This is a genomic window from Cellulosimicrobium cellulans (genome assembly GCF_016907755.1).
Classification (GTDB): domain Bacteria; phylum Actinomycetota; class Actinomycetes; order Actinomycetales; family Cellulomonadaceae; genus Cellulosimicrobium; species Cellulosimicrobium cellulans_D.
Map to the genome: position 1 here is coordinate 1,380,307 of NZ_JAFBCN010000001.1, position 12,034 is coordinate 1,392,340.

Consider the following 12,034-nt stretch of genomic DNA (forward strand, 5'->3'; position numbering starts at 1 on the left):
GAGCGACTGCCGTGACTGTCCGATACCGGCTGCTCGGCTTCCCTTACGGGTAGCTGACGACCTTCGCCGGGACGGTCTCGACGCCGCTGGCGCGGGGGCCGACGCCGTTGATGACGTGCTCGTACGTGCCCACCCCGCCGAGCGAGACGGTCAGCAGCGAGTGCATCTTGACGCCCGGGGTGATCGGGACCTCGAACCCGTTGTCGGACACGATCGACGCGTCGGACGTGAACACGCAGTAAGAGCCCAGGCCCCAGGCCTCGTGGTTGCGCACGTGGTCCGCGACCTTGTACGCGGCCCACCCGCGGATGCCGTCGTGGTTCCACGCGGCCTGGTTCGGCGGGTCGTACGGGAGCTCGTTCTGGTAGAAGATCGTGCGCCCCCGCTCGCCGTTCCACAGGGTGTTGTACTTCTGGTAGTGCTCGACGAAGAGGCCGTAGCCGTCGACGTCGTCGCCGTTGACCACGAGGCCGTAGTCGGCGGTGTTGACGTCCCAGCCGATGCCCTCGCCGTGGTCGCCGCGCCAGGACCAGATGTGGTCGACGATCGTGTCGTCCGCGTTGATGACGATCGCGCTGTCGACCTTGCCCGCGTGCGCGCCGCCGACGCGCACGAACACGTCGTGGATCGAGATCGGGTCGTCCGCGTGGTCGGCGCTCGAGCCGTCCGTGCCCACGGTGAGCATGCTCGGCGACTCGGCCGCCCCGGCGTCGAACAGGACGCTCGCGACCCGGACGCCGTCGACGTCGCCGACCTGCAGCGCGGTCTGTCCGGCGGTGGGCACGATGGTCGCGTAGCCGAGTCCCAGCACGACCGTGTCGGCGCGGTTCACCTCGATCGTCTCGTCGAGGTCGTACACGCCGGGCGTGAGCAGGAGGTGGAGGCCCTGGTCGAGCGCGGCGTTGATGTGCTCGGCGGTGTCGCCCGGGTGCGCGACGTAGAAGTCGTCGAGCGGGATCGACGTGCCGGGCGTGGAGCCGTTCTTCCACGTCGCGCCCCGCGTGCCCTCGCGCAGCGACGGGACGAAGACGGCGTAGTCGTCGCCGTCGAGGTAGAGGTACGGCTTCTCGCGGATCGTGCCCGTGGTGTCGAGCGTGGTGACCGCGGGCTCGGGGAACGTCGTCGGCGGGGCGTTCTCGGTGCCGGAGAACACCATGTTCCACAGCGTGCCGTCCCAGCCGCCCGTGAGCGTCGAGTCGCGCGTGTACCACTGCTGCTGCGTGTAGCCGCGGACCTGGCCGTCGACGATCGAGTCGGCCGTGAAGCCGCCCGACGCCCAGCCGTAGCGCGACGAGTGCAGCATGAGGTTGCCCTTGACGTGGATGCGCCGCATCGGGGCCGCCTGCGAGACGGCCCAGCGCATGTCGCCGCCGGTCGGGGTGACGGCGAGGTTCTCGATGGAGCGCCAGAAGTTCTGCGTCGCGTTCCCCTCGAACCACTCCGCGTCGGCCCATACGCCGCCCGTGATGTTCACGTCGTCGGGGTTCTTGCCGAGGCCGTTGACCGCGGTGTTGAAGCCGACGTTGACGTGCACCGGGTACGTGCCGGGCTCGAACAGGAACTGGTCGCGGCGCAGGCCGAACTGGCTCTCCTCCTGCGCGGCGTACGCCGCGTCGACGGCGGACTGGATGTCGGCGACCGGGGTGCCGGGGCCGAACACGTGCACGTTCGGCCCGAGGTCCCCGCCGCCCTCGATCGGCTCACCCGTGCCCGGGTTCCCGGTCCCGTCGCCCGTGGTCAGCACGCGCAGCTCCCAGATCGAGTAGCCCCAGCCGGTGCCGCGCTCGGTCCCGACGAGCCGGACGTAGCGGCCGGACCCGGTGACGTCGAGGGCCTGCTTGCCGCCCGTCCCGTCGGTCACGGTGCGCAGCGTGCGCCACAGGGCGCCGTCGTCGGACGTCTCGACGCGGAAGCCCTTGCCGAAGGCGCCCTCCCAGTCGATCTCGATCCCGCAGACGGGCTTGATCGCGCCCAGGTCGACCTGGAGCCACTGCGCGTCGGAGAAGTCGCTGCTCCAGCGCGTGTCCGCCTTGCCGTCCACGGCGAGGCCCGCGGCGTACGCGCCCTCGGCGGACGACGCCGTCGCCGCCTTCCCGAGCGCGGCGTTCGCCGTGCAGTCGTCGCCAGGGTCGACCGGGTCGACCGGGCCGCCGCCGGTCCCGGGCGTGCCGAACACCTGGAGCTCCCACAACGAGTAGCCGTAGCCGGTGCCGCGCTCGGTGCCGAGCAGGCGCACGTAGCGCCCGGTCCCGGACACGGGCAGCGTCTGCTGCCCGCCCGCGCCGTCGGTGACGGTCCGCAGCGTGCGCCAGGTCGAGCCGTCGTCGGACGCCTCGATGCGGAAGCCCTTGCCGTACGCGCCCTCCCAGCTCAGGGCGACGGACGAGAGCGTCGAGACCTGGCCGAGGTCGACCTGGAGCCACTGGCCCTCGGCGAACTCGCTGCCCCAGCGGGTGTTCAGGTCGCCGTCGACGGCCCGTGCGGCGGCGTAGTCGCCCTGCACGCTCGACGCGGTCGCGGGCTTGCCCTGGGAGAGGTTGACGGGTTCCGCCGCGGTCGAGACGGGCGCTGCGGCAGCCACGAGCGGCGCCGCGACGCACGCCGCGGTCAGCCCTGCGGCGAGGGAGGCCAGGCGGAGCCTGGCCGTAGGTCGGAGATGCATGGTCCTGCCTTCTTCGGGTCGGTGGGTCGTGCCGGGCACGACCGTGCCCCGGGTGCGGCGCCGTCGAGGTCGACGACGCCGCACCCGTCGGGCGGTGGGGTGTCAGCCGACGAGCTGGTAGTTCTCGTCGAGGACCGTGCCGCGGTGCGGCTTGTAGAGGTCGTAGCCGCGCGGGTTGCACTGGAGCCCGCCGTTGATGCAGTGCTCCACGAGGCGCTCCAGCACCTCGGGCTCCCAGCCGTTGATGAAGTCGTAGTGCCACGACTGGTCGGAGCCGCTCACGAGTCTCACGTCGGACATGTCACCGCTCACGGGCCACGCGATCTTGAACTCGATCATCGGGACCGCGATCGGGTTCGTCATGGGGCACTGCCCGTCCACGGGGTACGCCATGTGCGTGCCGTGACCCATGTGCGACGCCGCGTCGGGAGACAGGTGCATGCCGTCCCAGCAGCTCGGCGCCTGGTAGCGGATGTTCAGCTCGGTGCCCTCGGGGCAGTGGGCCGGGATGTCCCAGCTCTTCGAGATGTCGCCGCACTCCCAGCCCTCGACGGCGCCCGGCGCGGTCCGGAACTCGTCGTACGTCGCCATCATGTCGCCCGCCACGAACCGCAGCCCCGGCGGGAACGGCTGGACCTTCGTGTAGTCGTCGATCCCCGACTTGTAGTAGATCGTCATCGGGATGTCGGGCTCGATCGGCACCCCGTTCTTCTCGATCGCCGGGAACCAGTACGACGAGTGGTCCTGCGGGACCGTGCAGGTCGAGTCGGTGTTCTCGAACAGGTCCTCCGGGACCGTGAACGCGTCCGTCACGCGGTTGCCGACGAACGTGTGCAGGTGCGACTTCCCGGGCTGTCCCGGGAAGACGATCGGGTCGTCGGGCAGGAAGTGCGAGAACGAGCAGTTCGCCTGGAACTCGTGGTGCGTGACCTCGTCGTCCCACTCCGGCGGCTCCTCGGGGTCCGGCGCGTCGCCGTCGCCGAACACCTGGAGCTCGTACAGCGAGTAGCCGTACTGGGTGCCGCGCTCCGTGCCGACGACCTGGACGTAGCGTCCCGCCACGTCGACGTCGAACGACTGCACGCCGCCCGTCCCGTCGGCGACGGTCGCGACGGTCGTCCAGGACTGCCCGTCCTGCGACACCTGGACCGTGAAGTCCTTGCCGTACGCCGCCTCCCAGTCGAGGACGACGCGGTCGAGGTCGTGCGCCTCGCCGAGGTCGACGCGGAGCCACTGGTCGTCGCTCGGCTGGCTCGCCCAGCGGGTGGCCCGGTCGCCGTCGACCGCGAACCGGGGCCCGAGGCCGCCGGACTCGGAGCTCGACGCCGAGGTGAGCGCGCCCTGGGAGAGCAGGGTGTCCGGGGCGGCCGCGGCGCTCGTCGTGACGACCACCGAGGTCGACGCGACGAGGACGCCTGTCATCGTCGCGGCGATCCGACGTCGGCGTGTCCCGGCGCGGCGTCTGCCGTGCCGGGGAGGCGATAGCGTGGTGGTGCGTGTCGTGCCGTGCATGCTTCCTCCTTCGAGGGTCGTCGCGCGCTGCGGAGCCTCTCGGGCAGGAGCGCGCGACGCTGCGCGGATGATGGGCACGCCCGGCGTCTGTCACCGGGCGCCGTGCCGGGTGGGGGCGGTTGCCGCCGCCCCCACCCGGACGTCTGTGTGTCAGCGCTGGTAGACGCCGAGCTCGAACAGCGAGTAGCCCCACGCGGTGCCGCGCGCGTCGAGCTTGAGCCGCACGTAGCGGCCGTTGCCCGCGACGTCGAGGCTGTCGACCCCGCCGTCGCCGTCCGTCACCGTGCGGACCGTCGTCCAGGACTGGCCGTCGTTCGAGGTCTGGATCCGGTAGGCCTTGCCGAACGCCGACTCCCAGACGAGCTGGACGTGCTGGAACGCCTGGACCGAGCCGAGGTCGACCGTCAGCCACTCGTCGTCGTTCCAGTTGCTCGCCCAGCGCGTGCCCTGGTCGCCGTCGGTCGCCTGACCGGGCGACCAGTTGCCGTTCCAGGGGTCGAAGCTCGACGCGGTCGTGGTCTTGCCCTGCGCGATGTTCGTCCCGGCGACGGGCGGTGCGACGACGCGGAACGAACGCGTCTCGACCCCGACGTTCCCCTTCCCGTCCTCGGCCCAGACGTAGAGCTTCCACACGCCGAGCCGGGAGGGCGCGGTGACCGAGAACTTCCCCTGGCCCTTGCTCGTGAGCTCGGTCCAGGCGAGGCCCCCGGCGCCGTCGACGTACTTGCTGTTGAAGAACGCGACGTAGTTGATCGGGTCGCCGTCGGGGTCCGTCGCGGCGAGGTCGAAGTCCAGCGTGGCGCCGGCGGTCACGGCCGTCGAGCCCGGGATCGCCATGCCGGTGATGCGCGGGGCGGTGTTCACGCCCGCGAGGTCGACGCCCCAGGTCTTGGCGATCGCGTGGTAGCCGAGGCGCTTGTTGTTGCCGGGCGTGATGTTGAACCACACCCCGCCGAAGTCGCCCTCGACCCCGTAGTGGAAGAACGTCGCGCCGAGCGCCTTGCCCTCGTGCTCCATGAGGCACTTCCACGACAGCGGCAGCGCGCGGCTCTTCTCGATGTCGGTGGGCTCGTCCGGGACGCCGTTCACGTCGTCCGGAACCTCCCACTCGCCGGCCGCGCCACCCTCGGTGAGGACGTACGGCTTGCCGTAGTTCCCGGCCTCCCACGCGCTCGCGATGCTGCACACGTCGCCGTAGGCGTTGATGGAGAGCAGGTCCAGGTCGGGCGCGTTGTCCCGGATGTACGGCCAGGCTCCGGTCCACGCGTCGGTGTTCGACGTCGGGTGGTTGGGGTCGATCGCGTGGATCGCGACGCTCACCTCGTTGACGAACGACGCGTACGCCTTGCGGATCTCCTCGAGGTCCGTGCCCGAGTAGCAGTTCTGCAGGCCGAGGATCGCCTCGTTGCCGATGTTCCACATGAGCACGGCCGGGTGGTTCTTGTACTCCTGGACCCAGCGCAGGATGTCGGCCTTGGTGTCGTTCTTGTAGGTCGTGTCGGTGCGGTAGTCGATGCAGCCGCCCGACCCCGGCCCGCCGCCGGGCATGAGCCAGAAGCCCGCGATGACGCGGACGTCGTGCTCGGCCGCGGCGTCGAAGATCGCGCGCGAGTCGGCGCCCGTGCCCCAGGTGCGGGTCGTGTTGCCGTTGATGTCGGCGAGGCCCTGCATGCGCGGGCCGGTCTCCTCGGCGCTCGTGCCGCCCCACGTGAACCCGCGCACGGTGTACGGCTGCCCGTCCACCTGGAGGTCCCAGTCGCCGTTGCCGCCGACGACCTTCACGACGCTCGGGCCCGAGTCCTTGACCGGGACCGCCGGGTGGCCGGGGTGCACGTAGTCGGGGAACGGGTCGGTCGGGTCCGTGGGGTCGGTGGGATCGGTCGGCCCCGAGCCGCCCGCCTCGCCGAACACGCGGAACTCGTAGAGGGAGTGGCCGTAGCCGCCCGGGCGCGCGGTCGAGAGCACGCGCACGTAGCGACCCTCGCCGTCCACGTCGAGCACGTCGGTGCCGCCGTCGCCCTGGGTCGTGGAGTAGAGCGTGCGCCACGTGGAGGCGTCGTCGGAGGCCTGGACCTGGTACGCGGACGAGTAGGCGCCCTCCCAGACGAGCTCGACGCGGTCGACGCTCGCGTCCTGCTGCAGGTCGACCTGGAGCCACTGGGGGTCGCTCCAGGCGCTGGACCAGCGCGTACCGAGGTCGCCGTCGACGGCGTTGCTCGCGGCGTACCCGGTCCAGTCGTCCTGGACGGACGACGCGGTGGCGGGCTTGCCCTGGGACAGGAGCACCGGCTCGGCGCTCGCGGTCGCCGCCGGCACGACCAGCGCCGCTCCCGCGAGCGCGCCGGAGGCCATCGTCGCGAGCGCGGCGCGGGCCGCTCGGCGTCTGCGGGGTCGCCCGGGGGCGGTGGGGGATGTGGTGCGCATCGTGTTCGTCTACCTCTCCGTCCGCCCCAGGTCTGCATCGACCCGGGGCACAGTTCGTCGTCGAGCCGTGCCCTCAGCCGCGGCGCCGCGACTGAGGTTGTGAAGCAGGGAGAGCGCTCTTACCCGAGGCCCGAGTTTTCACCCGCTCACGGGGGCTGTCAAGCGCAGCAGGCGCTCGGCCTGGTGGGAATAAGCCCATAAACCGTGCGAAAACGGGCAGTAAGTCTGACAAACTGGTTAGTAAGAAAACGGGAAGCGGACCAGGCTCGTCCCGCGCTGGGGCGGTCGGGGAAAGCGCTCTTACCCCTGCTATCGTCGGGGTGTGAGCGAAGACGTGCAGCACCGGGCGCCGACGCTCGACGACGTCGCCCGTGTCGCGGGCGTCTCGCGCGCGACGGTCTCGCGCGTCGTCAACGGCAAGCGCAAGGTCGCCCCCGCGGTCCAGGAGGTCGTCCTCGAGGCCGTGGCGGCGACCGGCTACGTGCCCAACCGGGCCGCCCGCTCCCTCGTCACGCGGCGGACCGGGACGGTCGCGGTCGTCGTCTCCGGTGCCGAGCCCGTCCCCGACGACGGCCTGCACCTCCCGCGCCTGCTCGCCGACCCGTTCTTCGGCCGCGTCGTGGGGTCGTTCGTGCGGTCCCTGCGGCCGCACGACGTCCACCCCGTGCTCATGCTCGCCGACGGTGACGAGGCGAGGCGGCAGGTCGTGTCCTACCTACGGTTCGGCAACGCCGACGGCGCGCTCCTGGTCTCGACCCACGCCGACGACCCGCTCCCCGAGCAGCTCCTCGCGACGGGCCGCCCCACCGTGCTCTTCGCCCGGCCGCCGCACCCGCTGCCGGTGAGCTACGTCGACGTCGCGAACGCCGACGGGGCACGCCTCGCCGCGCACCACCTCCTCGACCGCGGGTGCCGGGCCGTCGGGGTGGTGTCGGGCCCGCTCGACGTGCTCGCCGCCCGGGACCGCCTCGAGGGCTTCCGCGCCGCGATGGCCCGGCGGGGCCACGCCTACGTCCCGAGCGTCGAGGGCAACTTCACCGTCGAGAGCGGCGAGGCCGCGATGCTCGAGCTGCTGCGCACCGCCCCCGGGCTCGACGGCGTCTTCGTCTCGAACGACGTCATGGCGCAGGGGGCGGTCCACGCGCTGCGCGAGCAGGGACGCCGGGTGCCCGACGACGTCGCCGTCGTGGGGTTCGACGACAGCCCCGCCGGAACGCTCACGCGCCCGGCGCTCACGACCGTGCGCCAGCCCGTGGAGGAGATGGCGGCCGAGATGGCGCGCCTCCTGCTGGAACAGGTCGAGACCGGCGAGCCACGGGTCACGTCGCGGATCTTCGACCCCGTGCTCGTCGTGCGGGACTCGGCGTAGCCCCACCGCGCCGGAGGGGCAGAATGGGCCCATGCCTCTCGCCCCGCGCTACGTCGCCGCCGACGACCGTTACGACACCATGACCTACCGCCGGACGGGGCGCAGCGGCCTCGACCTGCCCGCGATCTCGCTCGGTCTCTGGCACAACTTCGGTGACGTGAACCCGTTCGAGACGCAGCGCGCCGTGCTGCGCCGCGCGTTCGACCTCGGGATCACCCACTTCGACCTCGCGAACAACTACGGCCCGCCGTACGGCTCCGCGGAGGAGAACTTCGGCCGCCACCTCGCCCAGGACCTCGGCGCGTACCGCGACGAGCTCGTCATCTCCTCCAAGGCCGGGTACGACATGTGGCCCGGCCCGTACGGCGACGGCGGTTCGCGCAAGTACCTCCTGTCGTCGCTCGACCAGTCGCTGACACGCATGGGCCTCGACTACGTCGACGTCTTCTACCACCACCGCCCGGACCCGAGCACGCCGCTCGAGGAGTCCATGCGGGCGTTGCACGACGCCGTCCAGCAGGGCAAGGCGCTCTACGTCGGCGTCTCGAACTACTCGCCGTCCCGCACGCGCGAGGCCGCCGCGATCCTCGCCGACCTCGGCACCCCGCTGCTCATCCACCAGCCCAGCTACTCGATGCTCAACCGGCACGTCGAGGACCCGGCGCACGAGGACCGGTACGACGGCGTCCAGAGCGAGTCGCTGCTCGACGTCGTCGGCGACCTCGGCGTCGGCACCATCGTGTTCTCGCCGCTCCAGCAGGGCCTGCTCACCGACCGCTACCTCTCCGGCTCCGCGCCCGAGGGGTCGCGCGCCGCCCGCCCGGACTCGCCGTTCCTGTCCGAGCAGAACCTCGACGAGTCCTACCTCGGGAAGGCTCGCGCGCTGAACGAGATCGCCGCCGGCCGCGACCAGACGCTCGCCCAGCTCGCCCTCGCCTGGGTGCTCCGCGACGACCGCGTCACGTCCGCGCTCATCGGCGCGAGCAGCGTCCGCCAGCTCGAGAACAACGTCGCCGCGCTCTCGGCACCCCCGCTCACCCCCGACGAGTCGGACGCGATCGAGTCCGCCCTCGCGAGGTAGAACCTCCGGACCCGAGGTAGAGCTCGCGGGGCTCTACCTCGGGCCCGGGGGTTCTACCTCGCGACCACGGGCGGGGTGCTGGTCGGCGGACGACGATGCCGCGGCGGCGCGCTCCAGGAGGAGCTGGCGCTCGTGGCGGGTCGGGGCCAGGGCGGCGGCGTGCTCGAGGACGTCGGCGGCCTCGGCGTGCCGGCCCAGCCGGGTCAGGAGGTCGCCGCGCACCGCGCCGTAGAGGTGGTGGCGGGCCAGGCGCGGGTCGTCCGCGACGGCGTCGAGCACGACGAGCGCGGCCTCGGGGCCGTCCGCGTACCCCACGGCCACGGCGCGGTTGAGCTCGACCACGGGGGAGGGGGCGACCGACGCCAGCGCGTCGTAGAGCGCGACGATCGCCTCCCAGTCGGTGTCCGCCCACGTCGCGGCGCGTGCGTGGCACGCGGCGATCGCGGCCTGGAGCGAGTAGGGGCCGAGCGCCTTCCCGGCGCGGGTGCCGAGCGCGAGCGCGCGGTCGAGCGCGGCGAGGCCGTGCCGCAGGAGGAGCCGGTCCCAGCGCGCGCGGTCCTGGTCCTGGAGCAGCACGGGCTCGCCGTCGGGTCCTGACCGGGCCGCGAACCGGGACGCCTGGAGCTCCATGAGCGCGACGAGACCGTGCACCTCCGGCTCGCCCGGCAGCAGCCCGGCGAGCACGCGGCCGAGCCGCATGGCGTCCTCCGCGAGCTCGCGCCGCACCCACGTGTCGCCCGACGTCGCGGCGTACCCCTCGGTGAAGACGAGGTACACGACCTCGAGCACGGCGGGCACGCGGGCGGCGAGCTCGTCGGCCTGCGGGACGTCGAAGGGGACGTTGGCCTCCGCGAGCGTCCGCTTGGCGCGGGAGATGCGCTGCCCGACGGTCGCGGAGGGGACGAGGAACGCGCGCGCGATCTCGTCCGTCGTCAGGCCTCCCACGAGTCGCAGGGTGAGCGCGACGCGGGAGTCGCGCGGGAGCACGGGGTGGCAGGCGACGAGGACGAGCGCGAGCAGGTCGTCGCCGACGGGGTCCTCGACGATCGCGTCGGGGGACGGGACCGACCCCACGAGGACCGCGCCGCCGTCGCCGGGGTGCGCGACCGCCGTCGTCGCCGCGCCGGACCCCGCACCGGGCGCGGCGAGGTCCGCCGCGAGCCGCGCGTACTTCGCGTCGCGCGTGCGCTCGCGGCGGACCAGGTCGACGGCGCGGCGGCGCGCGACCGTCGTCAGCCACGCGCCGGGGTTGTCGGGGACGCCCTGCTCGGGCCACTGCTCGAGCGCGGCGACGAACGCCTCCTGGGCGACCTCCTCGGCGAGGCCGACGTCCCGCAGGGTCCGGGCCAGGCCCGCGACGAGCCGTGGCGACTCGATGCGCCACACGGCCTCGACCGTGCGGGAGACGTCGGTCATCGTCGTACCCCTGTCCTACCGCTGCCCGGAGCGGGGGCTCAGGAGCCCTGCTGCGCGCGGATCTGCTCGGCGAGGCGCTCGTCCTTCTCGCGCTGCTCGGGCGTGTACTCGGCGCCGAAGTCCTCGATCTCGAAGATCGGCCGGATCTCGAGGACCTCCTCGAGCCCGGAGCTCGGGTCGCTCGGGCACTTGCGCGCCCACTCGACGGCCTCCTCGAGCGAGGAGACCTGCCAGATCCAGTACCCGGCGACGATCTCCTTGGACTCGGTGAACGGACCGTCGACGACCGACGTCTCGCCCCCGCTGAACACGACGCGCGCGGCCTTGGCGGTGGGCTGCAGGCCCTGCCCGTCGAGCATGATGCCCGCCTTGACGAGCTCCTCGTTGTACGCGCCCATCTGGGCGAGCATCTCCTGCGTGGGGGCGATCTTGTCCTCGTCGGCCCCGTTGCCCGTGATCATGACCATGACTCGCATGACGTTCCTCCTCGGTGAGTGCCTCCTCGACCCTAGTGTCGTGAAGGCGCGTTCACCTTCACGTCGGACGGCGCACCCCGGTTTTCGACACGCGCCGCCGACGAGTTTCCGGAGTGCGTCAGCGGAAGCGCTGCACCGCGAGCGGGGCGGCCTCGGCGAGCCCACGAACCGAGGGGTGGTCGGCGCCCGGGGCGGTGCCGGCGAAGACGTCGCGCAGCGCCCCGGAGGTCACGAAGGTCCCGTCGGCGAGCACGTGCACGGTGGGGCACAGGCGCTCGACGAGCTCCAGGTCGTGCGAGACGAGCAGCACCGCGGTGCCGAGCTCGGCCGTCGCGTCGCCGAGGCGTCGCACGACGTCGCCGCGCATCGCCGGGTCGACGGCGGTGAGCGGCTCGTCGAGGAGCAGGGCGCGCGGGCGCGTGGCGAGCGCCACGGCGAGCGCGACCCGCTGCTTCTCGCCCCCGGAGAGGGAGTGGATCGTGCGCGGCGCGTACCGGGCATCGAGCGCGACGTCGCCGAGCAGGTCCTCGACGGACCGTCCGCTCGGGCGGCCGGCGCGCCGCGCGTCCTTGAGCGCGGCGGACAGCGTGCGGTCGACGGTCCAGCGCGGGTCGATCCCGATCCCGGCGAGGCCGTCCTGGGAGACGCGGCGGACGTCGGCGGTGAACTGCTTCTTGTCGCGGCGCGAGAGTTTGGTGACCGTGCGACCGGCGTACGTGACGTGCCCCGCGGTCGGGCGCACGAGCCCCACGAGCGCCCGCACGACCGTGGACTTGCCGGCGCCCGACTCGCCGACGATCCCGACCGGCGGGGTGCCGGGCACGACGTCGAGGTCGATGCCGTGCACGACGTCGGGCCCTCCGTAGCCGGCCGCGAGGCCGGTGGCGCGCAGGATCGGGGTCGTCGTCGTGCTCATGGGTCACCTTCTGGTCGTCGGGGTCCGGGCGGGCGGTCCGGGCTCCCGCTCGTCCGACGAACGACGCTACCGCGGAGTTCCGTGGCGTCGCTCACGCGGGGCCCGTCGCGGTCCCGCGCGGCGTCTCGACGCGGGCCGGTCGGGCCGGGAGCATCGGGCGCGGTAGCCTGGGGCACTC

Annotated in this window: 8 protein-coding genes; 2 read left to right on the plus strand and 6 right to left on the minus strand. The window is 72.7% G+C overall.

What is annotated here, in order from left to right:
* Window positions 1-43: 43 nt before the first annotated feature.
* From JOE63_RS05985 to JOE63_RS05995, 3 genes are all read right to left on the minus strand, one after another.
* Window positions 44-2,662 carry a discoidin domain-containing protein gene (locus JOE63_RS05985; RefSeq protein ID WP_204539901.1) on the minus strand — a complete coding sequence of 873 codons (2,619 nt, stop codon included), beginning with the start codon at window positions 2,660-2,662 and terminating at the stop codon, window positions 44-46.
* A gap of 102 nt (window positions 2,663-2,764) precedes the next feature.
* Entirely contained in the window at window positions 2,765-4,084 is a 1,320-nt protein-coding gene (locus JOE63_RS05990) for a DUF1996 domain-containing protein (RefSeq protein WP_239576634.1), read from the minus strand.
* Between the two features lie 240 nt (window positions 4,085-4,324).
* Window positions 4,325-6,598, minus strand: coding sequence for a discoidin domain-containing protein (locus tag JOE63_RS05995; protein WP_204539907.1), 2,274 nt, complete (start codon window positions 6,596-6,598; stop codon window positions 4,325-4,327).
* A 322-nt stretch (window positions 6,599-6,920) separates the two neighbouring features.
* On the opposite strand from JOE63_RS05995, the gene JOE63_RS06000 reads away from it, so the two are divergent.
* The gene (locus tag JOE63_RS06000; RefSeq protein WP_204539910.1) at window positions 6,921-7,967 is read left to right on the plus strand and encodes a LacI family DNA-binding transcriptional regulator; all 1,047 of its coding nucleotides are present in this window, start codon (window positions 6,921-6,923) and stop codon (window positions 7,965-7,967) included.
* A 31-nt stretch (window positions 7,968-7,998) separates the two neighbouring features.
* Window positions 7,999-9,048 (plus strand): aldo/keto reductase, encoded by a 1,050-nt coding sequence (locus JOE63_RS06005; RefSeq protein ID WP_204539913.1) that lies wholly within the window; start codon window positions 7,999-8,001, stop codon window positions 9,046-9,048.
* A gap of 33 nt (window positions 9,049-9,081) precedes the next feature.
* On the opposite strand, the gene JOE63_RS06010 is transcribed toward JOE63_RS06005, so the two are convergent.
* The 3 genes from JOE63_RS06010 to JOE63_RS06020 form a co-directional block, all read right to left on the minus strand.
* On the minus strand, window positions 9,082-10,464 hold the full coding sequence (locus tag JOE63_RS06010) for an RNA polymerase sigma factor (protein WP_204539916.1): 1,383 nt from the start codon (window positions 10,462-10,464) through the stop codon (window positions 9,082-9,084).
* A 38-nt stretch (window positions 10,465-10,502) separates the two neighbouring features.
* Window positions 10,503-10,940 carry a YciI family protein gene (locus JOE63_RS06015; RefSeq protein ID WP_204539919.1) on the minus strand — a complete coding sequence of 146 codons (438 nt, stop codon included), beginning with the start codon at window positions 10,938-10,940 and terminating at the stop codon, window positions 10,503-10,505.
* Between the two features lie 118 nt (window positions 10,941-11,058).
* Complete coding sequence (locus JOE63_RS06020; RefSeq protein WP_204539922.1) at window positions 11,059-11,856, minus strand: ABC transporter ATP-binding protein; 798 nt, start codon at window positions 11,854-11,856, stop codon at window positions 11,059-11,061.
* Window positions 11,857-12,034 lie beyond the last annotated feature (178 nt).

Excerpts from the sequence above, each read along its gene's own strand:
- JOE63_RS05985 (WP_204539901.1), bottom strand. The coding sequence starts at position 2,662 with ATGCATCTCCGACCTACGGCCAGGCTCCGCCTGGCCTCCCTCGCCGCA.
- JOE63_RS05990 (WP_239576634.1), bottom strand. The coding sequence starts at position 4,084 with ATGACAGGCGTCCTCGTCGCGTCGACCTCGGTGGTCGTCACGACGAGC.
- JOE63_RS05995 (WP_204539907.1), bottom strand. The coding sequence starts at position 6,598 with ATGCGCACCACATCCCCCACCGCCCCCGGGCGACCCCGCAGACGCCGA.
- JOE63_RS06005 (WP_204539913.1), top strand. The coding sequence starts at position 7,999 with ATGCCTCTCGCCCCGCGCTACGTCGCCGCCGACGACCGTTACGACACC.
- JOE63_RS06010 (WP_204539916.1), bottom strand. The coding sequence starts at position 10,464 with ATGACCGACGTCTCCCGCACGGTCGAGGCCGTGTGGCGCATCGAGTCG.
- JOE63_RS06015 (WP_204539919.1), bottom strand. The coding sequence starts at position 10,940 with ATGCGAGTCATGGTCATGATCACGGGCAACGGGGCCGACGAGGACAAG.
- JOE63_RS06020 (WP_204539922.1), bottom strand. The coding sequence starts at position 11,856 with ATGAGCACGACGACGACCCCGATCCTGCGCGCCACCGGCCTCGCGGCC.